General features: G+C 69.4%; 22 protein-coding genes. 13 read left to right on the top strand and 9 right to left on the bottom strand.

From position 1 onward, the window contains the following. Positions 1–143: 143 nt before the first annotated feature. Both zigA and BLV92_RS01055 read right to left on the bottom strand, forming a co-directional pair. On the bottom strand, positions 144–1,409 hold the full coding sequence (zigA, locus tag BLV92_RS01060) for a zinc metallochaperone GTPase ZigA (protein WP_090541465.1): 1,266 nt from the start codon (positions 1,407–1,409) through the stop codon (positions 144–146). 168 nt (positions 1,410–1,577) lie between these two features. After that, on the bottom strand, positions 1,578–2,024 hold the full coding sequence (locus BLV92_RS01055) for a lytic transglycosylase domain-containing protein (protein ID WP_090541463.1): 447 nt from the start codon (positions 2,022–2,024) through the stop codon (positions 1,578–1,580). Positions 2,025–2,554: 530 nt separating this feature from the next. Here BLV92_RS01055 and gspD point away from each other — a divergent pair. From gspD to gspF, 3 genes are read left to right on the top strand one after another with little or no spacing between them, the layout of a single operon-like run. Continuing rightward, a complete protein-coding gene (gene gspD / locus BLV92_RS01050) occupies positions 2,555–4,963 on the top strand; it encodes a type II secretion system secretin GspD (protein ID WP_090541461.1) in 2,409 nt (802 codons plus the stop codon). Further along, the gene (gene gspE, locus BLV92_RS01045; protein WP_090541460.1) at positions 4,960–6,495 is read left to right on the top strand and encodes a type II secretion system ATPase GspE; all 1,536 of its coding nucleotides are present in this window, start codon (positions 4,960–4,962) and stop codon (positions 6,493–6,495) included. Before gspD ends, gspE begins: the two co-directional genes overlap by 4 nt. Before the next feature lie 15 nt (positions 6,496–6,510). Beyond that, entirely contained in the window at positions 6,511–7,728 is a 1,218-nt protein-coding gene (gspF, locus tag BLV92_RS01040; RefSeq protein WP_090541457.1) for a type II secretion system inner membrane protein GspF, read from the top strand. A 16-nt stretch (positions 7,729–7,744) separates the two neighbouring features. On the opposite strand, the gene BLV92_RS01035 is transcribed toward gspF, so the two are convergent. Next, on the bottom strand, positions 7,745–8,158 hold the full coding sequence (locus BLV92_RS01035; protein WP_090541456.1) for a type II secretion system protein N: 414 nt from the start codon (positions 8,156–8,158) through the stop codon (positions 7,745–7,747). A 158-nt stretch (positions 8,159–8,316) separates the two neighbouring features. On the opposite strand from BLV92_RS01035, the gene gspG reads away from it, so the two are divergent. From gspG to BLV92_RS00995, 8 genes are all read left to right on the top strand, one after another. After that, a complete protein-coding gene (gene gspG / locus BLV92_RS01030) occupies positions 8,317–8,793 on the top strand; it encodes a type II secretion system major pseudopilin GspG (RefSeq protein ID WP_373681801.1) in 477 nt (158 codons plus the stop codon). Between the two features lie 95 nt (positions 8,794–8,888). Then, positions 8,889–9,416, top strand: a complete 528-nt coding sequence (locus tag BLV92_RS01025; RefSeq protein ID WP_090541452.1) for a GspH/FimT family pseudopilin — start codon at positions 8,889–8,891, stop codon at positions 9,414–9,416. A 1-nt stretch (position 9,417) separates the two neighbouring features. Next, positions 9,418–9,834 carry a type II secretion system minor pseudopilin GspI gene (gene gspI / locus BLV92_RS01020; protein WP_090541450.1) on the top strand — a complete coding sequence of 139 codons (417 nt, stop codon included), beginning with the start codon at positions 9,418–9,420 and terminating at the stop codon, positions 9,832–9,834. Next, on the top strand, positions 9,812–10,495 hold the full coding sequence (locus BLV92_RS01015) for a prepilin-type N-terminal cleavage/methylation domain-containing protein (protein WP_090541448.1): 684 nt from the start codon (positions 9,812–9,814) through the stop codon (positions 10,493–10,495). Before gspI ends, BLV92_RS01015 begins: the two co-directional genes overlap by 23 nt. A gap of 8 nt (positions 10,496–10,503) precedes the next feature. After that, on the top strand, positions 10,504–11,700 hold the full coding sequence (gspK, locus tag BLV92_RS01010) for a type II secretion system minor pseudopilin GspK (RefSeq protein ID WP_090546735.1): 1,197 nt from the start codon (positions 10,504–10,506) through the stop codon (positions 11,698–11,700). Between the two features lie 31 nt (positions 11,701–11,731). Beyond that, on the top strand, positions 11,732–13,120 hold the full coding sequence (gene gspL / locus BLV92_RS01005; protein WP_090541446.1) for a type II secretion system protein GspL: 1,389 nt from the start codon (positions 11,732–11,734) through the stop codon (positions 13,118–13,120). Next, positions 13,096–13,623, top strand: a complete 528-nt coding sequence (locus BLV92_RS01000) for a type II secretion system protein M (RefSeq protein WP_373681800.1) — start codon at positions 13,096–13,098, stop codon at positions 13,621–13,623. Before gspL ends, BLV92_RS01000 begins: the two co-directional genes overlap by 25 nt. 25 nt (positions 13,624–13,648) lie before the next feature. Continuing rightward, positions 13,649–14,428, top strand: a complete 780-nt coding sequence (locus BLV92_RS00995; RefSeq protein WP_090541444.1) for a type II secretion system protein N — start codon at positions 13,649–13,651, stop codon at positions 14,426–14,428. Positions 14,429–14,794: 366 nt separating this feature from the next. Here BLV92_RS00995 and BLV92_RS00990 read toward each other — a convergent pair whose 3' ends face one another. Both BLV92_RS00990 and BLV92_RS00985 read right to left on the bottom strand, forming a co-directional pair. Continuing rightward, positions 14,795–16,408 carry an efflux transporter outer membrane subunit gene (locus BLV92_RS00990; protein ID WP_373681806.1) on the bottom strand — a complete coding sequence of 538 codons (1,614 nt, stop codon included), beginning with the start codon at positions 16,406–16,408 and terminating at the stop codon, positions 14,795–14,797. A gap of 197 nt (positions 16,409–16,605) precedes the next feature. Beyond that, a complete protein-coding gene (locus BLV92_RS00985) occupies positions 16,606–16,956 on the bottom strand; it encodes a hypothetical protein (protein WP_090541440.1) in 351 nt (116 codons plus the stop codon). 206 nt (positions 16,957–17,162) lie between these two features. On the opposite strand from BLV92_RS00985, the gene BLV92_RS00980 reads away from it, so the two are divergent. Together BLV92_RS00980 and BLV92_RS00975 are read left to right on the top strand one after the other, a co-directional pair. Beyond that, positions 17,163–17,681: a MarR family winged helix-turn-helix transcriptional regulator gene (locus tag BLV92_RS00980; protein WP_090541438.1), complete on the top strand. Its 519-nt coding sequence runs from the start codon at positions 17,163–17,165 to the stop codon at positions 17,679–17,681. A gap of 174 nt (positions 17,682–17,855) precedes the next feature. Further along, complete coding sequence (locus BLV92_RS00975; protein ID WP_090541436.1) at positions 17,856–19,412, top strand: DHA2 family efflux MFS transporter permease subunit; 1,557 nt, start codon at positions 17,856–17,858, stop codon at positions 19,410–19,412. Between the two features lie 79 nt (positions 19,413–19,491). On the opposite strand, the gene BLV92_RS00970 is transcribed toward BLV92_RS00975, so the two are convergent. From BLV92_RS00970 to ada, 4 genes are all read right to left on the bottom strand, one after another. Next, positions 19,492–19,965, bottom strand: a complete 474-nt coding sequence (locus tag BLV92_RS00970) for a hypothetical protein (protein WP_244283727.1) — start codon at positions 19,963–19,965, stop codon at positions 19,492–19,494. Between the two features lie 143 nt (positions 19,966–20,108). After that, a complete protein-coding gene (gshA, locus tag BLV92_RS00965; RefSeq protein WP_090541434.1) occupies positions 20,109–21,731 on the bottom strand; it encodes a glutamate--cysteine ligase in 1,623 nt (540 codons plus the stop codon). A gap of 223 nt (positions 21,732–21,954) precedes the next feature. Then, positions 21,955–22,920 carry a DNA-3-methyladenine glycosylase family protein gene (locus BLV92_RS00960; RefSeq protein WP_090541432.1) on the bottom strand — a complete coding sequence of 322 codons (966 nt, stop codon included), beginning with the start codon at positions 22,918–22,920 and terminating at the stop codon, positions 21,955–21,957. Further along, complete coding sequence (gene ada, locus BLV92_RS00955; RefSeq protein ID WP_090541430.1) at positions 22,917–24,203, bottom strand: bifunctional DNA-binding transcriptional regulator/O6-methylguanine-DNA methyltransferase Ada; 1,287 nt, start codon at positions 24,201–24,203, stop codon at positions 22,917–22,919. The genes BLV92_RS00960 and ada overlap by 4 nt, the downstream gene beginning before the upstream one ends. Positions 24,204–24,387 lie beyond the last annotated feature (184 nt).

Here is a 24,387-nt window from a genome sequence, read left to right as displayed (position 1 = left end):
GACGACACGGATCGCGAGCTTGCCCTTTAGCTGTTCCAGCCATTGATTCGCATTGCTGTGTTTGCCATGCAGCATGCGAATCGATGCGGACGAATGCAATCGAGCGGATGCCGCGTTGCACGGCATCATCGTCCAGCGTTGAGTCAGTCGTCGCGATGGACGATCTCGCCTTCGCCGTCGTGATCGTCGTCATCGACATCCCACGACGGGAACGGGTCCGCGTAATGCCGCCATGCGTCGGGGCCGGCCGCGAACTCGGCATCGGTCAACAGGCAGGCGTCGAGTTTCGCCTGCCACGCGGCATGATCCAGATCGACGCCGATCATCACCAGTTCCTGGCGACGGTCGCCGATGCGCATGTCATCCGGGTCGCCATGCCAGTCCGCGGCGATTTCCTTCGCGAGTTCGTCGTCTTGCGGCCACGTGTCGCGTGGTTGCGCGGCCCACCACATGCCGGCCGGTCCGTGCCGGCACGCGCCGCCCGCCTGCGAAAGCGACCCGGCGACGTCGTTGCGCGTCGCGAGCCAGAAGAAACCCTTGCTGCGCAGCACGCCTTTCCATTCTTCGTGCAGCAGCGCCCACAGACGTTCCGGATGGAACGGCCGCCGCGCGCGATACACGAAGTGGCCGATGCCGAACTCGTCCGCTTCGCCGTGATGTCCGTGGTCGTGATCGTGCAGCGACGCGAGCCAGCCGGGCGCCGCGGCGGCCGCGTCGAAGTCGAAGCGGCCCGTGTTCAGCACCTCGCCGAGCGGCACCGCGCCGAAGCGGCTGACGATCTGCACCGCGCGCGGATTGATCCGCGCGAGGATGCGTTGCAGCTTCGCGAGTTCGTCCGCGCCGACGAGGTCCGCCTTGTTCACGACGAGCACGTCGCAGAATTCGACCTGCTCGATCAGCAGTTCGACCAGCGTGCGGTCGTCTTCTTCAGTCGCCGCGATCCCGCGTTCGGCGAGCGCGTCGGCGCTCGCGTAGTCGCGCAGGAAATTGAACGCGTCGACGACAGTGACCATCGTGTCGAGCCGCGCGACGTCCGCGAGCGACACGCCGTCGTCGTCGACGAACGTGAACGTCTCGGCGATCGGCATCGGCTCCGCGATGCCGGTCGATTCGATCAGGATCGCGTCGAAGCGTTTTTCGTCCGCGAGCCGGCGGATCTCGGTCAGCAGATCGTCGCGCAGCGTGCAGCAGATGCAGCCGTTCGACATCTCGACGAGCCGTTCCTCGACGTGCGACAGCGCGGACGCGTCGCGCACCAGCGCCGCGTCGATGTTCACGGACGCGAGGTCGTTGACGATCACCGCGACGCGCAGTCCGGCGCGGTTCGCGAGAATATGGTTGAGCAGCGTGGTCTTGCCGGCGCCGAGGAAACCGGCGAGCACGGTGACGGGCAGGGGCGGCGGATTCATCGCAGTGTGCACACGGAAAAGACGGAAAGGACGGAATGCGCGTGGTCCGCGCGCGAGTCAGCATTGTGCATCATGCGCGGGGCGCTCGCCGGCCGTGCGGCGCTTCGGCCAGGAAAGCGGCCGGAAATCAGGCTGGAAAAACGGAACACATGAACGCGGCTGGCGCGGCTAGCGCGTCAGCAGGTTCCACTTGCGCAGGATGTCGGCGATCTGCTGCGCGTAGCGGTCGCGCAGCGGCGGCGTCTCGGAGTGATACGCGCCGACCGCCGCCCATGTGTTGCCGTACTTGTTCATCTTCTGGCGCAGATGCCACGCGGCGATGTACACGTTCTTGCACGGCTCCATCAGCGTGGACGACGAGATCCCGTACTGGGACAGCGTCGGCAGATGGACCGAGTTGATCTGCATGACGCCGTAGTCGGTCGAGCCGTTCGCATTCCTGTGAAGCGCGTCCGGGTGATTGTGCGACTCCTGCCATGCGATCGCGCGCAGGATCAGCGGATTCACCTTCTGGTAGCGCGCGGCTTCGTCGAAACAGTCCGCGTGCGCCGGCGCGGCCGCACCCGCCGCGCTCAACGCGGCGACGGCTAACGCAACGGCTCGGAACGGTTTCATCCGGATCATCAAGATCACTAACGAAGGAAGCGGGAACGACAATGGCCAGGTCGCGCTCGCCGGCACGGCATCGGGAACCCGGGAAAACCCTCTCCCGCAACGCAGCACCGGCGCATCGAACCGCCCGTATCATACCGGCAGACCGTGACGCGTCAAAGCTGGCCGTGTGATCGATGTGGCGGAAAGGCCCCATGCGCGGGCAACCATCGTGGACGACCGGCGCCTGCGCCGAGCTTACATTCAGCTTGGAAGGCGCCGATCCACGGGACGATGACGGAGACGACGAGGAGGACGACCACGGGAACGACCAGCCGCGCCCCCCGCGGTTTGTGACAATTCTGGTTTGTGACAATTTCGACACGAAAAGCTGCTACTGTTCCGTTCTTTTGACCGGGGGGTGGCCGGCAGGCGGAAGCCGGCGCCCGCCAACGGCCGGCGACGCGCCGAGACGACGGCTTGCCGGATCACCGGAGCGCGCATGAGCGGCGTCCGGCACCGGCTTCGATATGAGATCCATGAGAAGAAATCGTTTGGCTTTGCGCCGCATCGTGACGGCGCTGCTGGTGGGCGGACTCCTTTCGGTGCAGGTCGCCCACGCGCAGGTGACGCTCAACTTCGTGAACGCCGACATCGACCAGGTCGCCAAGGCGATCGGCGCGGCGACCGGCAAGACGATCATCGTCGATCCGCGCGTGAAGGGCCAGCTGAACCTGGTATCGGAGAACCCCGTCCCCGAAGACCAGGCGCTGAAGACGCTGCAATCCGCGCTGCGGATGCAGGGTTTCTCGCTCGTGCAGGATCATGGCGTGCTGAAGGTCGTCCCCGAGGCGGACGCGAAGCTGCAAGGCGTGCCGACCTACGTCGGCAACGCGCCGACCGCGCGCGGCGACCAGGTGATCACGCAGGTGTTCGCGCTCAGGAACGAATCCGCGAACAACCTGCTGCCGGTGCTGCGCCCGCTGATCTCGCCGAACAACACGATCGCGGCCTATCCGTCGAACAACACGCTCGTCGTCACCGATTACGCGGACAACGTGCGCCGCATCGCGTCGATCATCGCGGGCGTCGATTCGGCCGCCGGCCAGCAGGTGCAGGTCGTGCCGCTGCGCAACGCGAACGCGCTCGACATCGCGCCGACGCTGTCGAAGATGCTCGACCCGGGTTCGATCGGCGGCTCCGACCCGACGCTGAAGGTGTCGGTCGTCGCCGATCCGCGCACCAACTCGCTGATGCTGCGCGCGTCGAACGCCCAGCGGCTCGCGGCCGCGAAGCAGCTCGCGAAGCAGCTCGACCTGCCGACCGAGATGCCGGGCAACATCCACGTCGTGCCGCTGCGCAACGCCGACGCCGTGCAGCTCGCGAAGACGCTGCGCGGGATGCTCGGCAAGGGCGGCAGCGACACGTCGTCGTCCGGTTCGGGCAAGGCGAACTCGTTCAGCGAAGGCTCCGGCAGCAGCAGCTCGTCGACCGGGACGGCCGGCACGCCGCCGCTGCCGGGCGGTTCGACGGGCTCGTCGCTCGGCAGCAGTTCGACGTCGGGCGGCTCGTCGTATGGAAGCGGTAGCGGTAGCGGCGGCAGCGGCGACGCGCCGTTCCTCGGCGACAAGAGCGACAGCGACGACTCGAACCCGGCGGGCGGCATGATCCAGGCGGACCCGCCGACCAACTCGCTGATCATCACCGCGCCGGAGGCGGTGTACCGCAACCTGCGGGCCGTGATCGACCAGCTCGACGCGCGGCGCGCGCAGGTCTACATCGAGGCGCTGATCGTCGAGCTGAACTCGGACACCAACGCCAATCTCGGCATCCAGTGGCAGATCGGCACCGGCGCGGTGCTGGGCGGGACCAATCTTGCCACCGGCGGCGGCAACAGCATCGTCAACCTGACGGCGGCGGCAGCGGCCGGCGGCGGCCTCGCGGGGGCGCTCGCCGGCACCCAGGGCGGACTCCAGCAAGGCCTGAATCTCGGCTGGGTGCACAATATCTTCGGCGTGCAGGGGCTCGGCGCGCTGCTGCAGGCGCTGTCGCAGACGAGCGACGCGAACGTGCTGTCCACGCCTAACCTCATCACGCTCGACAACCAGGAAGCGAAGATCGTCGTCGGCACGAACGTGCCGATCCAGACCGGCTCGTATTCGAACCTGACGAGCAGCACCGCGAGCACGGCGTTCAACACGTTCGACCGCGTCGACGTCGGCCTGACGCTGCACATCAAGCCGCAGATCACGGCCGGCGGCATCCTGAAGCTGACGCTCTACACGGAGGACTCCGCGATCGTGAACGGCACGACCAACGTGGCGACCAATCCGTCCGGCCCCGAGTTCACCAAGCGTTCGATCCAGTCGACCGTGCTCGCCGACAACGGCGAGATCATCGTGCTCGGCGGGCTGATGCAGGATAACTACCAGGTCAGCAACAGCAAGGTGCCGCTGCTCGGCGACATTCCGTGGCTCGGCCAGTTGTTCCGCTCGGAGAACAAGACGCGCTCGAAGACCAACCTGATGGTGTTTCTGCGTCCGGTGATCGTCAACGATCGCGACACCGCGCAGGCGGTGACGGCGAACCGCTACGACTACATTCAGGGCGTGACGGGTGCGTACCGCTCCGACAACAACCTGATCAAGGACCGGGACGACCCGGTGGTGCCGCCGATGCCGCTCGGCCCGAGCCAGGGCGGCTCGGCGCTGAACCTGTTCGATCTCGACCGGATGCGGCGTCAGCAGGTGGTGGGAGTGCCGCCCACGGCGCCCGCTGCCGCGAGCAACGCGGCCGGCGTGAACGCGTATGCGGTGCCTGGCGGCAGCAGCGGCACGGCGCAGCCGCAGTCCGCACAGCCGGATGTGCCGGTGCAGACGATCCCGCCTGCGCAAATGGTCCCGCCCGTGCAGACGATCCAGCCGACCCAGCCGGTGCCGATCGCGCCGGGAGCGCAACAGTGAACACGCCGCGAACGGAGCCCCGGCCTGCCGCCGGACCCGCTTCGGCCGCGCCCGCGGCAGGCGCCGCTGCCGCGCCGCGCGAAGCGCCGTCGCCGCTCGCCGCCCGTCTCGTGCCGTACAGCTTTGCGAGAAGCGGCCAGATCCTCGTCGCGCATCAGCGTCCGGAAGGCCTCGAAGTGTGGATCAGCGAGCGCACGACGAACGCCGCGCTCGCGGAGGTCGCGCGCAATTTCGGCGCGCTGTCGATCGTGCGGATGCCGGCCGACGAACTCGCGCAGGCGATCAACCAGGCCTACGCGCGCCAGGACGGCAGCGCCGCGCAGGTGGTCGGCGAGGTCGAAGGCGAAGTGGACCTGTCGCGGCTGATGCAGGACATTCCCGAAGTCGAGGACCTGCTGGAGTCCGAGGACGACGCGCCGATCATCCGGATGATCAACGCGCTGCTTACCCAGGCCGCGCGCGAACAGGCGTCGGACATCCACATCGAGCCGTTCGAGAACGCGTCGGTCGTGCGCTTTCGGGTGGACGGCACGCTGCGCGACGTCGTGCGCCCGAAGAAGGCGCTGCACGGTGCGCTGATCTCGCGGATCAAGATCATGGCGCAGCTCGACATCGCGGAAAAACGTCTGCCGCAGGACGGCCGCATCACGCTGCGCGTCGGCGGCCGGCCGGTCGACGTGCGCGTGTCGACGCTGCCGACCGGCCACGGCGAGCGCGCGGTGCTGCGTCTGCTCGAAAAGGACGCGCAGCGCCTGAACCTCGAAGCGCTCGGCATGGCGTCCGACACGCTCGGCCAGTTCGACCAGCTGATCGGCAAGCCGCACGGCATCGTGCTCGTGACCGGCCCGACCGGCTCCGGCAAGACGACGACGCTGTACGCGTCGATGTCGCGGCTCGAAACCGCGACGACGAACATCATGACCGTCGAGGACCCGATCGAATACGACCTGTCCGGCATCGGCCAGACCCAGGTGAACGAGCGGATCGGGATGACGTTCGCGCGCGCGCTGCGCTCGATCCTGCGGCAAGACCCGGACATCATCATGATCGGCGAAATCCGCGACCTCGAAACCGCGCAGATCGCGGTGCAGGCATCGCTGACCGGCCACCTCGTGCTCGCGACGCTGCACACGAACGACGCGGCGTCGGCGGTCACGCGGCTCACCGACATGGGCGTCGAGCCGTATCTGCTCGCGTCGTCGCTGCTCGGCGTGCTCGCGCAGCGGCTCGTGCGGCAGCTCTGCCCGCACTGCAAGGAAGAACGCGTCGAGGACGACGGCCAGCGCCGCTGGCATCCGGTCGGTTGCGACCGCTGCGGGAATTCGGGCTACGCGGGCCGGCGCGGCGTGTACGAACTGCTGACCGTCGACGAGCCGATTCGCGCGCTGATCCATCGCAACGCGGCCGACGCGGAGATTCTCGCGGCCGGCCGCGCGCAGGGCATGCGCACGCTGCGCGAGGACGGCAACCGCTGGCTCGCGGCCGGCACGACGTCGCTCGAAGAAGTGCTGCGCGTGACGGGCGGAGTGTAAGGAGCATAACGACCGATGCCGGCATTCCGTTTCGAAGCGATCGACGCAGCGGGCAAGGCGCAAAAAGGCGTGCTCGACGCGGACAGCGCGCGCGGCGCGCGGGCGCTGCTGCGCAACCAGGGGCTGACGCCGCTCGTCGTCGAGCCGGCCGGCAGCCGCGCGCGCGGCGCGCGCCAGCAGCGGCTCGCGCTGGGACGCCGGCTGTCGCAGCGCGAGCAGGCGATCCTCACGCGCCAGCTCGCGAGCCTGCTGATCGCCGGGTTGCCGCTCGGCGAGGCGCTCGCAGTGCTGACCGAGCAGGCCGAGCGCGACTACATCCGCGAACTGATGGCCGCGATCCGCGCGGAAGTGCTCGGCGGCCATTCGCTCGCGAACGCGCTCACGCAGCATCCGCGCGACTTCCCGGACATCTACCGCGCGCTCGTCGCAGCCGGCGAGCACACCGGCAAGCTAGGCATCGTGCTGTCGCGGCTCGCGGACTACATCGAGCAGCGCAACGCGCTGAAGCAGAAGATCGTGCTCGCATTCACGTACCCGACGATCGTCACGATCATCGCGTTCGGCATCGTCACGTTCCTGTTGAGCTACGTGGTGCCGCAGGTCGTCAACGTGTTCGCGAGCACGAAGCAGCAACTGCCGTTTCTGACCGTAATGATGATGGCGCTGTCCGGCTTCGTGCGCAAAGGCTGGTGGGCGATTCTGCTGGTCGTCGCGGGGGTCGTGTGGATCGTGCGCGCGGTGCTGAGGCAGCCGGGGCCGCGGCTCGCGTTCGACCGCTGGCTGCTGACCGCGCCGCTCGCGGGCAAGCTCGTGCGCGGCTACAACACGGTGCGCTTCGCGAGCACGCTCGGCATCCTGACGGCGGCCGGCGTGCCGATTCTGCGCGCGTTGCAGGCGGCGGGCGAAACGCTGTCCAACCGCGCGATGCGCGCGAACGTCGACGATGCGATCGTGCGCGTGCGCGAAGGCACGTCGCTGTCGCGCGCGCTCGGCAACACGCGGACCTTTCCGCCGGTGCTGGTGCACCTGATCCGCTCGGGCGAGGCGACCGGCGACGTGACGACGATGCTCGACCGCGCGGCCGAAGGCGAGGCGCGCGAACTGGAGCGGCGCACGATGTTCCTGACGAGTCTGCTGGAGCCGCTGCTGATTCTCGCGATGGGCGGCGTGGTGCTCGTGATCGTGCTCGCGGTGATGATGCCGATCATCGAGCTGAACAACCTCGTGCAGTGACGAGGCCGGGCGCGGGTCAGCGCATGTAGATGGTCGGGCCGGGCGCGTTGGCGGGCAGGAAGATTTCGGCGTGCGCGCCGTGGCGGTCGATCACGATCGAGCGCGCGCGCACTTCGGCCAGCTTCGCATTGGGGCCGATCGGGCCGCCGAGCGACACCGCCTGCGGCGGCTCGCCGTCGACGCTGACGATCGCCGCCGCGCCCTGCGACAGCGCGAGGATGCCGGACAGCTGGATGTTCTGCGCGGCGTTCTGCGTCGGCTTGCCGCCGAACAGCGTCGCGGCCTCGTCCTGCGACACCGGCGCGCGCGCGGCGGCGGCCTCGACCGGCGACGAGCGGTGCGCCGCGAGCGTGATGCCCCACCACGTTGCGGTGGCGCAGAACACCGCGAACGCGGCGAGGGACAGGAGGCGGGTCGGCAGCGGATTCATGCGGGCCATTGTACGGAAAGTATTGTGAAATTTGCGATCGTCCCCGGGCGGTCATCGCGGAACCTTAGAATAGGCGGCCGGACGCGCGACAAGCGGAGCCGGCGAAGGCGGCGGGCAACGCCCGCCGGACAGTTTCATTGCGAGGAGGTAGAGAAGTCATGCAAATGTGGGCCATACGCCGTGCCGAACCCCAACAAACGGGCGAACGCGCGCGCAGCCGTCGTCAGCGCGGGTTCACGCTGATCGAAATCATGGTCGTGATCGCGATCCTCGGCATTCTCGCCGCGCTGATCGTGCCGAAGATCATGAGCCGTCCGGACGAAGCGCGCCGCGTCGCCGCGCACCAGGACATCGGCACGATCATGCAGGCGCTGAAGCTCTACCGCCTCGACAACGGCCGTTATCCGACCCAGGACCAGGGCCTGCAGGCGCTGGTGCAAAAGCCGTCCACCGACCCGGTGCCGAACAACTGGAAGGACGGCGGTTATCTCGAACGCCTGCCGAACGATCCGTGGGGCAACGCGTACCAGTATCTGAATCCGGGCGTGCACGGCGAGATCGACGTGTTCAGCTACGGCGCCGACGGCAAGGCCGGCGGCGAGGGCAACGACGGAGACGTGGGGTCGTGGCAGTAGCAACGAACCGGATCCGCTGAACGCGGACGGCGCGCCGGTCGGCGCCGTTTCGCGCAACGCCCGGCCCGCCCTCTTCCCCTCCCCCCTTTCGCACCATGCGCCAGTCCCGCCACCCTGTTCCGCTCCACGCCGCGCCGTTCGCGCGGTCGTGCCGGTCCGCGCGTTCGCGCGCGGCGGGCTTCACGCTGCTCGAAATGCTCGTGGTGCTGATGATCGCCGGGCTGTTGATCTCGCTCGCGTCGCTGACGCTGTCGCGCAATCCGCGCACCGATCTGAACGAGGAAGCACAGCGGCTTGCGCTGCTGTTCGAGTCGGCCGGCGACGAGGCGCAGGTGCGCGCGCGGCCGATCGCATGGCAGCCGCTCGACGGCGGCTTTCGTTTCGACGTGCGCACCGACGACGGCTGGCGTCCGCTGCGCGACGACCTGCTCGGCCCGCGCCGCTGGGAAGGCGGCGTGACCGGCGTGGCGATCGCGTATCCGGGCGCGGGCGACGACACCCAGGCGTCGCGCATCGTGTTCGGCACCGAGGCGGTCGATACGCCGGTGCAGATCACGCTGTTCTCGGCGGCCGGGCGCGCGACGATCGTCGGCACCGGCAGCGGCCGGTTCGAGGTGCGTTGAGATGCGCGTCCCGGTTCGTCGCGGCGCGTGCGGCCGTCGCGCCCTCCGCGCGCGCGGCTTCACGATGATCGAAGTGCTGGTCGCGCTCGCGATCGTCGCGATCGCGCTGGCGGCGTCGCTGCGCGCGGTCGGCAGTCTCGCGACCAGCGAAGCCGACCTGCATCGCCGGCTGCTCGCCGGCTGGAGCGCGGACAACGCGCTTGCACAATTGAGGCTCGCGCACGCGTGGCCGGACGTCGGCGAGCGCGAGTTCGACTGTTCGCAGGGCAACCTGCCGCTTGTCTGCGTCGAGCGCGTCAGCGCGACGCCGAATCCGGTGTTCCGCCGCGTCGAGGTGTCGGTATCGACGCCCGGCCAAAGCGGCTCGCTCGCGCAACTCGTCACGGTGATCGGCAATGAAACGAACCGTTCGCTGTGAGCGCGCGCCCGCGCCGCGCCGGCCGGCGCGCGGCTTCACGCTGATCGAGCTGCTGGTCGCGATCGCGATCCTCGCGGTCGTCGCGATCCTGTCGTGGCGCGGGCTCGACCAGATCGTGCGCGGCCGCGACACGATCTCGCGCGCGATGGCCGACGAGCGCGTATTCGCGCAGATGTTCGACCAGATGCGGATCGACACGCGGCTCGCCGCGACCGACGACGAAGCCGGCGTGCCGGCGATCTCGCTCGACGGCGGCCTGCTGCAGATCGTCCGCGCGTTTCCGGTCGCGCCGGGCGCGGCGCCGCGTCTGCAGGTGGTGCGCTACCGCGTGTCGGACGGCCGCGTGATCCGTTACGCGTCGCCGCCGCTCGCGAATCGCGGCCAGTTGCGCGGCGCGCTCGGCGGCGACACCGACGGCTGGACCTCGGTGTCGCTGATGGGCGGCGTCGGCCGCATCAGCGCGCGCTTTTTCGTGCCGGCCGCCGGCTGGACGTCGGACATGGCCGACGTGCGCGCGCAGATCCAGAGCAACGTGAACGCGCTGAAGACGCCGCAGCTCGGCAACGCGCCGCTGCCGCGTTCGGTGACCGGGCTCGAAGTGAGCGTCGGCGCGGCGTCGCTGCACCGGCCGATCACCCGCGTGTTTCTGGTGGGGGAATGACGATGCGCATGCGTTTTTCCGCCGACGGGTCGACGCGCGCGCGCTGCCGCCTGCTTGCGCCGGGTGGTTTTCCCCGCGCCATAGCGCCTGCCGATGCGTGCCTCCCGCCGCATGGCGACCGTCCGCGCCGCCGCCCATCGCAGCGCGGCGCGGCGATCATCAGCGCGCTGCTCGTCGTTGCGCTGTCGGCGATCCTCGTGTCCGGGATGCTGTGGCGTCAGCAGGTGCAGTTGCGCCGCATCGAGAACCAGCGGCTGATCGCGCAGGCGCAGTGGGTCGAGCGCGGCACGCTCGACTGGACCCGCCTCGTGCTGCGCTCGGAGGCCGACACGTCGGCCGGCGTCACGTATCTCGGCGGCGTGTGGGCGATGCCGGTCGCGAAAACGCGGCTGTCCGACTTCCTCGGCCAGATCGGCGAGGCGCGCGCCGACCAGGGCGCGGCGACGTGGCTGTCCGGCTCGATCGAGGACGCGCAGTCGCGCTTCAACCTGCGCAACCTCGTGACGAACGCCGCGCCGGGCGCGCTGCAACTGGACCTCACGCAGATCCAGGCGTTCGCGCGCCTGTTGCAGATGTTCGGCATCGACGGCCAGTTGGCGAAGAACGCGGCCGTGTCCATCCGTTCGTCGCTGTCGTATTCGGCGACGCGGTTCCAGACGCCGAACCTGCCGGGCGCGGCGGCGACGACCGATCAGGCGCTGCCGGGCGGCAACGTGACGGGCGGCGCGGCGTTCACCGACAAGCCGGGTATCGCGGACGGCGGCACCGACACCGCCGGCGCGCCGCTGCTGATGACCGGCGTCGATTCGCTGCTCGACGTGCCGGGTTTCACGGCGGACGCCGTCGCGCGGCTGCGCCCGTTCGTGACCGTGCTGCCGACCGTCACGCCGATCAACATGAACACCGCGAGCGCCGAGGTGATCGCGGCGACCGTCGCCGGCATGAACCTGTCGAGCGCGCAGGCGTTCGTCGCGCGGCGGCAGACGGTGTTCTTCCGCAATCTCGGCGACGTGCAGCTCGCGCTGCATGGCGCGGGGCTGCCGCAGCAGGTGACCGTCGATTCGACGCAGTTCGACGTGAACACGAGCTATTTTCTGATTCACTCGCGCGTGCAGCACGAGCGCGCGGAAGTGGACCGGACCACGCTGGTCTGGCGCGATCCGCTGACCCACACGACGCGCATCGTGCGCGTGAACGACCAATGATGAACGACTCCCCCATCGCGAAGAGGTGCGTTTGAGCACGCTGATCGTCCTGATGCCGCCGCGCGACCCGGCGGTTCATTCGCAGGAGTGGCAGTTGCCCGAACTGCCGTTCCTGCTGCTCGACAAGGCCGGGCGCACGCAGCGCGCGGGCCGCTCCGCGCTCGCGCTGCTGCCGCGCGCGTCGGCGACCGTGCTGCTGATCGCCGCGCGCGACCTGCTGATGATCGCGACGGCGGTGCCGCCGCTGAAAGGGCCGCGGCTGCGCCAGGCGCTGCCGAACGTCGTCGAGGATCACCTGATCCAGGACGCGCAGACCTGCCATCTCGCGCTCGATCCGAAGCCGCTCGCGGACGGCCGGCAACTGGTCGCCGCGATCGATCGCGGCTGGTTCCGGTTCCTCGTCGAAGGGTTCACCGCGGCCGGGCACCGCAACCTGCGCGCGGTGCCGGTCACGCGCGGTCTGCCGCAGCCGGTGACGGCGTCCGTGCCTGCTGAAGCGGTCGCCGGTGAAACCGTGGCCAAAGCGGCGGCGGAAGCGGCGATCGGAACGCGGGCCGAAGCCGCGCCGCTTGCGTCGCTTGCGTCGGCCGAGCCGGTGATCGCGTGCGTGCTCGGTCCTGCGATGCAGACCGCGCCCGCGTTGCTCGCCGGCGATCAGGCGAGCGTGCCGGTCGGCACGCTGGTCGAACTCGCGGTCGTGCGCGGCGCGTCGGCCGAAGGGCTCGCGGTGCCGGCGTCCGGCGTCGCGGCGACCGTCGCCGCGCTCGCCGGCGACGCGCCGGTCGCGCTGTATGCGCTGACCGCCGTGCCGGGCGAGCCGTCCGGCCGCAGCGCGCCGAACGCGTCGGCCGCGCTGCCCGGCGCGCAGCCGCTGACGTTCGAAACGCTCGCGCGCAACGCGCTCGCGAGCCGCTTCGACCTGTGCCAGTTCGAGTTCGTCGTGCAGCCGTGGAAGCTCGACCGCGCGACGCTGCGGCAGTTGCGCGTGCCGATGCTGCTGGTGGCGGCGTCGCTGGTGGTCGCGGTGATCGGCGCGAACGTCGAGTGGCTGATGATGGCGCGCCAGCGCGATGCGATCAACGCGCAGATGACCGAGCTGCTGCTGAACGCGTTCCCGAAGACGACCGTCGTGCTCGATCCGCCGGGCCAGATGGCGCGGCAGCTGCAGCAGTTGCGCGTCGCCGCCGGCGAACCGTCGCCGGACGATTTCCTCGCGCTCGCGGACGGCCTCGCCCGCTCGCTCGGGCCGCTGCCGGCAAACGGGATCGCGACGCTCGATTATCGGGACCGGCACATCGAAGTCACGTTCAAGCCGGACGTGACCGTCGACGCGGATCTGGCGAAGCGGCTCGCGCGCAACGGCCTCGCGGGCGCCGCGGACAACAGCACGGGCAAGTGGACGATCAGGAGCGCATCGTGAAGGCGACGGCATTGGGCGAAGTGTGGGCCGAGTTCTGGGATGCGCGCAACGCGCGCGAAAAGCTGCTGCTCACGTGGGGCGGCGCGCTGGTCGCGATCGCGATCGGCTGGTCGGTGCTGTGGCAGCCGGCGGCGGACGGCCGTGCACAGTTGCGCGAAAGCCTGCCGGCGTTGCAGCGGCAGCTTGCGCAGATGACCGCCGGGGCCGACGAGGCGCGTTCGCTGTCGGGCGCGGCCGCGAGCGTCGTGCCGGGCGGCGCGGCGCTGCGGGATGCGCTCGTCGCGTCGCTGAACGATCACGGCCTCGCGGGCGCGCAGGTGCAGACGATCGGCACGGCGGTGCAGGTGCAGTTGAAGAGCGCGTCGTTCGCCGCCTGGACCGGCTGGCTCGACGACGTGCGGCGGCAGTTCAAGGTGCAGGTGGTCGAGGCGCACGTGAGCGCGCTGAAGGCCGACGGCCAGGTCGATCTGACCGCATCGCTGCAACCGGCGAACGCGCGTTGACCGCGACCGCCCAGGAGACCAACAGATGACGTACTGGATGCGGCGCGTGCGCGCCGCGTTGCCGTGGCTCGCCGTCGGGGTGCTGGCGAGCGGCGCGGTGCTGCTCGCGCGGCTGCCGGCCGCGTGGATCGCGCCGCAGTTCGCGAAAGCGACGCAGGGGCACGTGAACCTGATCGAACCGTCCGGATCGCTGTGGCGAGGTTCCGCGTCGCTGATGCTCGCGGCCGGCCAGGAGGCGGGCGGCGCGACGCTGCTGCCGGGCCGCATCGAATGGCGGACCGCGTTCTGGCCGCTGTTCGCGGGGCGCGTGCGGATGGAGATGCGGCAGACCGATGCGATGCCGGATTCGGTCGCGCTCGAAGCGACGCTGCGCGGCGCGACGGTGTCGGCCGGCGCGATCGCGGTGCCGGCGTCGCTGCTGAGCGGCCTCGGCGCGCCGTTCAACACGCTCGCGCTCGACGGCGCGGTGCGGGTCAGCTGGAGCCCGTGGCGCGTGCTTGGCAACAACGCGTACGGCCGGCTCAGCGTGACGCTGACCGACATGAGTTCGCGCGCGTCGCCGGTCAAGCCGCTCGGCTCGTATCAGGTGGTGTTGCAGGCGCAGGGCGCGTCGTCGACGCTCGACCTGACGACGCTGAAGGGGCCGCTGATGCTGAACGGCCAGGGCACGCTGTCGCGCCGGTCGTCGTCGTTCCAGGGGACCGCGAGCGCGTCGCCGGACCAGCGCGACAATCTCGCGGGGCTGCTGAACCTGCTCGGGCGTCCGGTCGGGCCGGGGACTGTCGCGCTGACGTTCGCGCACTGAGCGGGCGCGGCGCGGGGGCAGCCCTTCGCTGCGCGTGATGGGGACCGGCTCTGCCTGTGGACGGCGGCGTTCCGCGCGTCGCAGCCGTCGTTGCGGACTGGGCCGTCGTGCTTTTCGTCGTGCCTTTCGTCACGCTTCGATGTTTGCGCACCGAGTATGAAGTACGCCGCCGCCGTTGGGCGGCGGCAGTCTGCGATGTATGGCCTGACTGGCTGCTTGCTGAACGGCCGCATTCGTGCTGCGTGCGGCAGCCGTTGTCGCCGGCTGGGTCGCTACCGTTTCCGCCGAGCTTTGACGTGCGCGTACTGAGTACGAAGTACGACGCGCTACCGCCGGGCGGCGGCCGTACTCGATGTGGCCAGCTGCCTACTGAACGGCTGCGTTCGTGCTGCGCGTCGCGGCCGTCGTCGCCGGCTGACCCGCCGCGGTTTCCGTCGTGCCTTGCTTCGCGCTTCCCGCCGACGCATCGTCGTTCGCAGGGCCGTTGCCCGGTTGCGCGCCGGAAGCCGGCGCCGGCGCGGCGACGTCGCCGGTCTCGCGATTCATCTGCGACGCGTCCCAGCCGCCGCCGAGCGCCTTCACGAGTCCGACCGACGACACCATCCGCTGCCCGGCCAGGTTCGCGAGCCGCTGCTCTGCGGTGAACGCGGTCGTCTGCGCGGTCAGCACGTTCAGGAAGTCGGTCGTGCCGGCCTTGTATTCGTTCGTGACGATCGCGAGCGCGTGCTGCGCGGATTCGACCGCCTGCTGCTGCACCACGATTTCCTGCGCGAGGATGCGCTGCGACGCGAGGTTGTCCTCGACGTCCTGGAACGCGGCGAGCACCGTCTGCCGGTAGGTCGCGACCTGCTGGTCGTACGCGGCGCGCGCGGCGTCGGTCTGCGCGTGGCGCAGCCCCGCGTCGAAGACCGTGCCGGCGAGCGACGGCCCGAGCGTCCAGAAGCGCGACGGCATCGACAGCAGCCGCGAGAACACCGAGCTTTCGAACCCGCCGCTCGCGGACAGCGTCAGCGACGGGAAATACGCGGCGATCGCGATGCCGATCTGCTCGTTCGCGGCGGCGGCCTTGCGCTCGGCCGACGCGATGTCCGGCCGCCGTTCGAGCAGCGCGGACGGCATTTGCAGCGGCACCGTCGGCGGCGTGGCGTCGAGCGGAGTCGGCGGCACCGAGAACGTCGACGCCGGCTGGCCGACCAGCACCGCGATCGCGTGTTCGTTCTGCGCGCGCGCGATACCGTTGTCGATCGCAGCCGCCTGCGCGGACTGAAGCTGCGTCTGCGCCTGCACGACGTCCGCGCGGCCCGCGACGCCCTGTGCATAGCGGTTCTGCGTGAGTTTCAGCGACTGCTGGTATGCGACGACCGTGTCGTCGAGCAGACGCTGCTGCGCGTCGAGCGAGCGCAGCGTGAAGTAGGTCTGCGCGAGCGTCGCCTGCGCGGACAGCCGCGCGTTCGCGAGATCCGCCGCCGCGCCCTGCTGCCCCGCCTCCTGCGCGCTGACCGAGCGGCTGACCTTGCCCCACAGGTCGGGCTCCCACGACGCGTCGAGCGACGCGCTGAAGCTGTTGCTGATCGTGCTGTTGCCGAAGTTCGAGTTCGAGTTGCTGGAGCGCAGCGGCGTGCGCGAGCGGCTTCCGTCGCCCGACGCGCTGATCACCGGGAAATACGCGGCGCGCGCCTCGCCGACGAGTGCGCGCGCCTGGCGGTAGGCCGCCGCGAATTCGGCGACGGTCTGGTTGCTATGGTTCAACTGATCGATCAGCGCGTTCAGCTGCGGGTCGCCGTAGATCGACCACCAGTCGCCGCGGTCCGCGGTGTCGGCCGGCTGCGCGACTTTCCAGCCTTCGGGCGCTTCCTTGTACGACGCGGGGACGGACGTGGCCGGACGCCGATAGTCGGGGCCGACGGCGCAGCCGGCAAGCTGGAGCGCGAGTGCGGCTGCGGCGAGCGCGGCGACGCGACGTGTCGGGGACTTCGGCAGACGGACGAAACGGCAAGGCATGCAAGGGATTCCTGTCGATGCGAGCCGCCCGCGAGCCCGGCGCAGAACGGCGCGCGGCGGGCTGGCAGGCGGATATCGCGATGCGGCAATGGTAGCGCAGGCGGGTTGCGCCGCGCGGAATCCGAAAGGTTAATGCGGGGCCGATGTCCGGTGTGTTACCGGACCTGTGTTTCCGGTTACGCGTCGTTACCGCGCGGACGGCGCGGCGCCGGAAGCGCGGGCCGGCGGCTGCGCTCGCGCGGTGCCGGGCAGGCGGCGCGGCACGCGGGCTGGCCGCCGGTGCACGGCTGCGCGCCGGCGGCGGCGGCCGCTTCGGCGCTCGCCCGTGCGGCGGCGCGCTGGGCGCGGCGGCGGTCGGCCCATGCGTAGATCAGCACCGCCAGCGAGCCGCCCGGCAACGCGAGCATCACCGCGTACAGCGCGAGCTTGCGCCAGCGCGCCGCGCCGTCCGCGCCGGCGAACGCGTGGCGGGCGGTATCGGTGACGGAGCGGCCGAGGCCGCCGAGAGCGTTTTTCAGGTACAGCATCGTGATGGTGTCGTCAGGGCGTCGGATTAGGCGCGGGAGAATGAGAATGGTTGTCGATCATAATATTGACTGTGCAATTACTTTTCAAGATACTTTGCGCCATCGTGGGAAGGGTGTTGTTTTCTTGCGTCGAAAACGTCCCACTTGGATTTGTCTGCCCAGGCAGATAAGATGCGCGGCATGAATCGCGGAACAAAGGGTGACGGATGAGCGAAGGTTCGCCGGTTTCGGGCGCCATCGGGGTCGAATCGAGCCTCGGATATTTCCTGTCGACGGCGCGCAACGTGCTGGCCGCGCGGATGGATCGCGCGGTGGCGCCGCTCGGGCTCACGTCGTCGCAGATCGGCGTGATCCTGCTGCTGTGGTTCGGCCGCGCGCGCACGCCGTTCGAGATGTCGCGCGCGCTGTCGTACGACACCGGCTCGATGACGCGGATGCTCGACCGCCTTGAAAAGAAAGGCTTCGTGGACCGGCAGCGCAGCAGCGCGGACCGTCGCGTCGTCGAACTCGCGCTGACGGCGCAAGGCCAGGACGCCGCGCGGCAACTGCCGGCGCTGATCGACGCGGTGTTGCGCGAGCAGTTGCACGGCTTCTCGGCCGATGACGTCGCGACGCTGGTGCGGCTGCTGCAACGCTTTATCGCGAACGACCCGGCGACCGACGCGATCTGCACCGGCGCCGGCGGCTGCCCGCAGGCGCAGCCTGGGAATAACGGAAGCCCCTGACCGAACGACGGACCCGCGCAGCCGCAGAAATACGCGGCTTGCGCTTACCCCGGCCGGGCCGTATTGCCGGAATTTATCTGTCTGGGCAGAAAGTGTCGAAGCATGGGATGGCCGGCGCTCCACCTTGCGCCTTTCTCTGCCGCGACAAGATCATCCGAACAAGGAATAACCATCATGGCCGCCACCGTTGCAGCGTCCCCCGCCGCCGAACCCGCCCAGTTGTCCGGCGGCACCCTCGCGTTGCTGACCGTCGGCCTCGCGCTCGGCACGTTCATGGAAGTGCTCGACACGTCGATCGCGAACGTCGCGGTGCCGACGATCTCCGGCAGCCTCGGCGTCGCGACGAGCGAGGGGACGTGGGTGATCTCGTCGTATTCGGTCGCGTCAGCGATCGCGGTGCCGCTGACCGGCTGGCTCGCGCGGCGCGTCGGCGAGGTGCGGCTTTTCACGCTGTCCGTGCTGCTGTTCACGCTCGCGTCGGCCGCCTGCGGGTTCGCGGCGAACTTCGAGACGCTGATCGCGTTCCGGCTGATCCAGGGGCTCGTATCCGGCCCGATGGTGCCGCTGTCGCAGACGATCCTGATGCGCTCGTATCCGCCCGCGAAACGCGGCCTCGCGCTCGGCTTATGGGCGATGACGGTGATCGTCGCGCCGATCTTCGGCCCGGTGATGGGCGGCTGGATCACCGACAACTACACGTGGCCGTGGATCTTCTACATCAACGTGCCGATCGGCATCTTCTCCGGCGTGTGCGCGTATCTGCTGCTGCGCGGCCGCGAGACGAAGACGACGAAGCAGCGCATCGACGCGATCGGCCTCGCGCTGCTCGTCATCGGCGTGTCGTGCCTGCAGATGATGCTCGACCTCGGCAAGGACCGCGACTGGTTCAATTCGAACTTCATCGTCGCGCTCGCGATCATCGCCGCGGTGTCGCTTGCGTTCATGCTCGTGTGGGAGGCGACCGAGAAGGAGCCGGTCGTCGATCTGTCGCTGTTCCGCGACCGCAACTTCGCGCTCGGCGCGTTGATTATCTCGTTCGGCTTCATGGTGTTTTTCGGTTCGGTCGTGATCTTCCCGTTATGGCTGCAAACCGTGATGGGCTACACGCCGGGCCTCGCCGGCCTCGCGACCGCGCCGGTCGGGATCCTCGCGCTGGTGCTGTCGCCGCTGATCGGCCGCAACATGCACAAGCTCGATCTGCGGATGGTCGCGAGTTTCGCGTTCGTCGTGTTCGCGGTCGTGTCGATCTGGAATTCGACGTTCACGCTGGACGTGCCGTTCGATCACGTGATCCTGCCGCGTCTCGTGCAGGGGATCGGCGTCGCGTGCTTCTTCGTGCCGATGACGACGATCACGCTGTCGAGCGTGCCGGACGAACGGCTCGCGAGCGCATCGGGGCTGTCGAACTTCCTGCGCACGCTGTCCGGCGCGATCGGCACCGCGATCAGCACGACGTTCTGGGAGGACGACGCGATCCGCCATCATGCGATCCTCGCGGAGTCGGTCACGCAGGCGTCGCAGAGCACGTCCGCGTACAGCGACGCGTTGTCGAGTCTCGGCATCGCCGGACACGCGTTGACCGCGCAGTTGAACGAGGTCGTCACGACCCAGGGTTACATGATGGCGACCAACGATTTCTTCCGAATCTCGGCGATTGCGTTCGTCGTGCTCGCGGCGCTCGTGTGGATCACGAAGCCGAAGAAAGGCGCGGGGATGTCGCTCGGCCATTGACGAAGCGGGCGCGCATGAGCGGTTGCGGCGGCCCGCGTTCGACGTGGAACGCGGGCTTCGCTTCAGGACTGGCGACGCGTCAGCGCGCGCTGCCCGTCTGCGCGCCGCTCGCGGCTCCCGCCGTGGCTGGCGCGGCATCGTCGCCGGTGTCGGCGGCCGGCGAGTGGTCCACGCCGGTCCGAACGAACTGCTTGAACGCCGCGCCCGCTTCCCACGGGTTCGGCTTGCAGCCGAGGGAACTGTCGCAGTGGGCGGCGAAACCGATCGTCGCGGTGCCGTCGTTGTTCGGCGTCTTCGTGATCTGATAGGCGAGCGCGCGTTTGCCGCCGCCGGGGCCGGACGTCTGGATCAGCGTGTCGGTCGCGGTTTGCAGCTCGTACGTCGAGTGGCTGCGCACCCATTGCTGCGCGCGTTGCCACCACGCGGCGCATTGGTCCGCGTTCGAGCACGTGAGCGGCGCGGTCGCGATCTGCATCACGTCCGGATTGACCTGGCCGCGCGTCGCGCAACCGGCCGCGAGCACGCACAGAAGAGTCAGCAGGGTTCGTTTCATCGCGAGGTGATCTCCAGAGGATCGGGCGCGTAGACGCGCCCTGTCTTTTTTGATGGTTCGATCGCAGTTGGACCGCGCGCGGACGACTCCGTTGCGGGCAATTTCGACGCCCGCCGCCGCGCTGCGCGGGTCTGCGGCCGCGTTCAGACGCTGAAGCGGTTCAGCGTATATGCGCGGTACGCGGCGACGAACGCGTCGAACGAGCCGACTTCGTCGCGTTCGAGTTTCGCCTGTTCGTCGAGCGACTGGCGCGCGAGCGCCTCGAAGTGCTGCGTCGTTTCGGCGTCGAGCGGACGCGACAGGAAGTCCGCTGCATGCCGCTCGCTTTGCGCGAGGCCGAACTGGAGGAAGCTCTGCCCGTTGTCGCGCATCGTTTGCAGCACGCGCGCGGACGGCGTCAACGATGCGTCCGCGAGCTTCGCGCGTTGCGCGGCGACCGCGCGCGTATGCACGTCGTCGCCGCGCAGCGTGTCGAGCGCGGCGGCGGTGCGATCGATCTTGCCGAACAGTTCGTCGGCCCATTCGTGCATCGGCACGCTGCGGCCGTCGCGCTTCAGTTCGAGTCCGGGACGACGGCCTTCTTTCGTGACGACCGAGAAGTTCTCGTTTGCTTCCGCATAGGCCGGCGCGGGCAGCGACGGGCTGTCGTCGAGCGCGCAGGCGAGCAGGTACGCGTCGAGAAAACGCGCGGTTTCGAGCGAGAGGCCGATCGGCTCGAACGGATCGATGTCCATGCAGCGCACTTCGACGTACTGCACGCCGCGCGCCCCGAGCGCATGCAGCGGACGTTCGCCCGGATACGTGACGCGCTTCGGACGGATTGTCGAGTAGAACTCGTTTTCGATCTGCAGCACGTTCGTGTTGATCTGCACCCACTCGCCGTCGCGATGCGTGCCGATCGCCTCGTACGGCGGATACGGCTGGCTCACTGCCTGCGCGAGCGCATCGAGATAGCCGGGCAGCGTGTCGTAGTCCGCATGCAGCGCGGACTGGCCGGTCGTGTTCGAGTAGCCGAGATCGCTCATCCGCAGGCTCGTTGCATACGGCAGATACAGCGTGTCGGCGTCGAACGTATCGAGCGTGTTCGGCCGGCCGCGCAGGAAGCGCGCGTCGAGCGCCGGCGACGCGCCGAACAGGTACATCAGCAGCCAGTTCGTGCGGCGGAAATTGCGGATCAGCGCGAGGTAGCGCTCGGACCGGTAGTCGGTCTGCGTCGCGGTCGATTGCTGGTCCGCGTGCAGCACGCGCCACACTTCGTCGTCGAGCGAGTAGTTGTAGTGGATGCCCGCGATGCACTGCATCGTGCGGCCGTAGCGCAGCGCGAGGCCGACGCGGTACACGTACTTCAGACGCCCGATGTTCGACGTGCCGTAATGCGCGATCGGAATGCCTTCGTCGGTGTCGGGCAGCAGGCCCGGCATCGACTGGTTCCACAGAAACTCGTTCTGCCTGTCGAGCACCGCGTACACGTAGCGATGCAGTTCGTCGAGACGGTCGAGCGTGATCGACGCGTCGGGCTCTGCGGACGTAATGATTTCGAGCAGCGCTTCCGAATAGTCCGTCGTCAGCGACGGATGCGTGAGCGCGGAGCCGAGCGCGACCGGATGCGACGTCGTCGCGAGACGACCGTCGCGCGTCACGCGCAGGCTTTCTTTTTCGATGCCGCGCAGACCGCGCGTCAGCGCATCGCGCTGCGGCCCGGCGCTCAGCACGGAAAGGCGCTGCTGAAGAACGTCGTTCGTGCTGCTGGAAGTCGTATGTGGCATTGAAGCAGGTCGGGCGAAACCGGCCGTCTGGTGCAACGCGCGCCGGCCGGCGGGATTTTTTCGGTAGCGGGCACTTTAACATCTCGCCACGAGACCTGCTTGGGGCTGCCTGCGCTGTGCTTTTGCGCGCTTTCCGGCCTGCTTCCGGGCCTTGATGGATAAGGCTTTGCGCGATGCGGCACGGTGCCGCGCGCGTGGATGAAGTGCTTCGCGACGTGCGTTGTCATCCGCCTCGCGCGGCGCCCGCGCGATCCGCGATTTCGTTCCACAGATGCATCGCCGCATACGCGCGCCACGGACGCCACGCGTCGGTGCGCGTGCGCTGCTGCGTGGCGCGCACGAGCGCGGGATCGCGCGCGGCGATCGCCTGCATCAACACGAGATCGGTCGCGGGCCATGCGTTCGCGTCGCGCCATGCGCGCATCGCGACATATTCGACGGTCCATGGTCCGATGCCGGGCAACGCGAGCAACGCCGCGCGCATTGCGTCGAAATCGTTTGCGCGTGACGATGCCGTTGCGTTTGCGTCGTCGGTCAGTTCGATCGCGACCGCGCCGCTCGCGACGGCCGCCGCGAAACCCTGCAATGCGGCGACGCGCTTGCCGGGCATGCCGATCGCCGCGAGGTCCGCCGACGCGAGCGCGGCCGGTGTCGGAAAGCGCCATGCGGTGGACGCATGGGGATGACCATCGATGCGTTCGCCGACGCGCTGCACGAGCCGGCCGATGATCGTCGTCGCGGCCTTCACGCTGACCTGCTGGCCGACGATCGCGCGCACGACCAGTTCGAACGCGGACCACGCGCCGGGGACGCGCAGCCCCGGCGCCGCGGCGACGAGCGGCGCGAGCCACGCATCGTCCGCGAGATGCGCGTCGATCGCGGCGGGGTTGGCGTTCAGGTCGAACATGCGCGCGACCGGCGCGGCGAGTTGCTGCGCGTGCGCGCTGACCGGCCCTTCGATCGTCGCGACGAGGCAGCGGCGGCGCGGAGGCCGGCTCACGCAGAGCGTGCCGCTTGCACCGTTCCATTCGATTGCGCGGCGATAGCTGCCGTCCTCGACGGTTTCGACGCCGGGCGTCGCGCGGCCGGCGAAGAAACGCAGCACGCGCGGCCAGTCGTAGGGCGCGCGAAACGGGAGTTCGAGTGTCGCGACGGCGGTCGTGTCGCGGTCAGGCTGAACGGTGCTCAAACGGCGGGCTCCTGGGATCGTGCTGTGTCCGTTTCCCTATCGCTCTGCTTGTCGCCATGACGGTCGGCGGTTTTCGCGCGGGTGCGGCTCGGACGTGTCCGGCGGTCGTCGTCGCGTGCCGGATTCAGGGTGTCCTTCGCGTCTGCGCCGTCGTCCGTGTTGTCCGACTGCGCGCCGGCGAATCCGTGCGCTTCCGTGTCGAGCAGCGCGGCCTTGCGCGCGAGGCCCCAGCGATAGCCGGCAAGCGACCCGCCCTTCTGCACGACGCGGTGACACGGAATCGCGAGCGCGACCGGATTCGACGCGCATGCGCTCGCGACCGCCCGCACCGCGCGCGGCACGCCGAGCGTCTCGGCGATCTGCGTGTAGCTGCGTGTTTCGCCGTATGGAATCCGCTGCAACGCGTCCCACACGCGCTGCTGGAACGCGGTGGCCGCGACGTCGAGCGGCAGGTCGAAACGTTCGCGGCCGCCGCGCAGATACGCATCGATCTGCGCGAGGAATGGCGCGATCGTCGGCATGTCCTCGTCGATTCGCGCGGCGTTCACGAAATCGGCGCGCAGGCTCGCGATCAGCGTCGCCGTGTCGTCGCCGAACGCGATCCGGCAGATGCCCTTGTCGGTCGCGGCGACGAGCGCGACGCCGAGCGGCGTCGGCGCATACGCGTAGCGGATCGCGCGCCCCGCGCCCTTGCGGCGATACGCGGACGGCGCCATCCCGAGTTCGCCCGGCGCGCTGTGATAGAGCCGCGACGACGAGCCGAACCCCGCATCGACGCTTGCGCGGGTGACGGCCGCGCCCTGCTCCAGCGCGCCGCGCAGCGCGGCGCCCCGTTTCGCGGCCTGGTACTGGCGCGGCGACACGCCCAGCACGCGCTTGAAGAGGCGCTGCAAATGGAACGGGCTCATGTGGACCGCGTCGCCGAGCTGCGCGAGCGTCAGGCGCTGCTGCGGATCGGCGTCGAGCGCCGCGCACGCGCGCTGCACGACGTCCAGTTCCCGCGGCAGGCCGCCGGGGCGGCAGCGTTTGCATTCGCGGTAGCCGGCCGCGCGCGCGTCGTCGGCGGTGTCGAAGTACTCGACGTTCTCCCGCAAGGGCATCCTCGATGCGCACGACGGCCGGCAGAAGATGCGGGTCGTGCGCACGCCGTAGAAGAACGCGCCGTCGGCGCGTGAGTCGCGCGACGCCACCGCGCGCCAGCGGGCGGCGTCGCCGGACCAGCCGGACGGGCGGCTCTGGTCGGCTGGGTCGGCTGGGTCGGTTTGAGACGGGGCGGCGTTCATGTCGGGACTCCCGAATACGGCTGGTAAGGGCTCCACTGTAGCCGCGCGGCCGCTGTCGTACGCGCCGGATCTTGCGGTGTCATTCGCGGCGATGGCCGGCCGGCGCGCGCCCAGCCGGGCTGGTCACGGTGAAACGACACGATTTGCGGGTTTTCCCTTAAAAAGTTGTTGCATCGCGGCAGGG

Source organism: Paraburkholderia caballeronis (genome assembly GCF_900104845.1).
Taxonomy (GTDB): Bacteria; Pseudomonadota; Gammaproteobacteria; order Burkholderiales; family Burkholderiaceae; genus Paraburkholderia; species Paraburkholderia caballeronis.
The sequence above is the reverse complement of the archived record's forward strand: the minus strand, read 5'-3'. Positions and strand labels throughout refer to the sequence as shown.